The sequence below is a fragment of the Mesorhizobium sp. M7D.F.Ca.US.004.03.1.1 genome, assembly GCF_003998635.1.
Classification (GTDB): Bacteria; Pseudomonadota; Alphaproteobacteria; order Rhizobiales; family Rhizobiaceae; genus Mesorhizobium; species Mesorhizobium loti.
This window is the reverse complement of record NZ_RZQG01001417.1, coordinates 1-1,014: the sequence shown is the minus strand read 5'-3', so window position 1 is coordinate 1,014 and position 1,014 is coordinate 1. Positions and strand designations below refer to the sequence as shown.

Annotated in this window: 2 protein-coding genes; both read left to right on the top strand. The window is 64.2% G+C overall.

Features of this window, described 5'->3' with window-relative positions:
- The first annotated feature begins 178 nt into the window (after positions 1-178).
- Positions 179-460, top strand: a complete 282-nt coding sequence (locus EN935_RS37570) for a DUF982 domain-containing protein (protein WP_127265185.1) — start codon at positions 179-181, stop codon at positions 458-460.
- Between the two features lie 108 nt (positions 461-568).
- Positions 569-877, top strand: a complete 309-nt coding sequence (locus EN935_RS37565) for a DUF982 domain-containing protein (RefSeq protein ID WP_164548892.1) — start codon at positions 569-571, stop codon at positions 875-877.
- Positions 878-1,014 lie beyond the last annotated feature (137 nt).

The following is a 1,014-nucleotide window of genomic DNA, read 5'->3' as shown; positions in this document are numbered from 1 at the left end:
GCGCCGATCTGCTCGGTGGAGAGCTGCAGCGTGTCGCCGACGAAATCGGAGACGTAGAGCTGCATGAAGGGCCGTTCGCTCATGGCAGCACACGCGAGAGCTTGCCCGCATCAGGGCTAATGGAACCAGCGCGAATTTTCGACGTTATGCGGCGTCCACGGACACGGGAGAGATGCCGATGACAGCCTTCATGCCGGTTACCCTGCGCTTTTGCGACAACACAACCATGCTGGTCAGCTCGGTGGCCGAGGCCGCCAGGGCGCTGAGCCAGCAATGGCCCGACAAGACAGCACCTGGCTATGTCGAGGCGGCCCGGCTGGTCGCGCTCGCCGTCGACGGCACCTGCTGCCAGCGCATCGCCTTCGAGGCTCTCACCAAGGCGGCCAGGCAACAGAACATAGTTGTGGCGAAGCCGAAAAGCCGCGCCCATGACTGGCTGGATGCCGTGGCCGGTTGGTGACAGGCGCGCGCCGGCCGAAAAATTGATGCAACCGCCCGCCGGCGCGGCGCGTTTATGAAAGCGGTAGGTAGAGCCGCGCGCAAAGCGAAGGTGAACGCCGTGGGTACGATGAAGACCGGAGTGCCGCTCAAGGTGCGGATGGACGAGCAGATTGAAGAGATCGACAGCGTCAGCGAAGCTGCCGACTTCCTGCAACGCTGGCCGCTCGAGCGGCGCGGCCATGTCTACCGCAGCGCCCTCAACGCCTGCAGCGCGGCAATCGCCGCGCAGATTTCCGAAGCCGATGCCATGAAAGTATTCACCGGCTTTGCCCGGGTGGCCGACATATTGGTCGACGAAGGCAGCCCGGCCATGACGATGGACGCAAGGAGCGTGCAGAGCCGCACGCCCAAGCAGGGCCGGCAGGCGCCGAAATAGGGTTTTGGAGGTTTTGTTTTTGGCTTGATTCATCTCAGATCCTCCACCCCTGGTAGTGACGGCGAGGCAGCCCCCTCACCCAGCCTCCGCTTCGCTCGGCTGACCTCTCCCCGAGGGGAGAGGGGACTTGCAGCGCC

Coding starts and splice junctions, on each gene's coding strand:
- EN935_RS37570 (WP_127265185.1), top strand. CDS start 179: ATGACAGCCTTCATGCCGGTTACCCTGCGCTTTTGCGACAACACAACC.
- EN935_RS37565 (WP_164548892.1), top strand. CDS start 569: ATGAAGACCGGAGTGCCGCTCAAGGTGCGGATGGACGAGCAGATTGAA.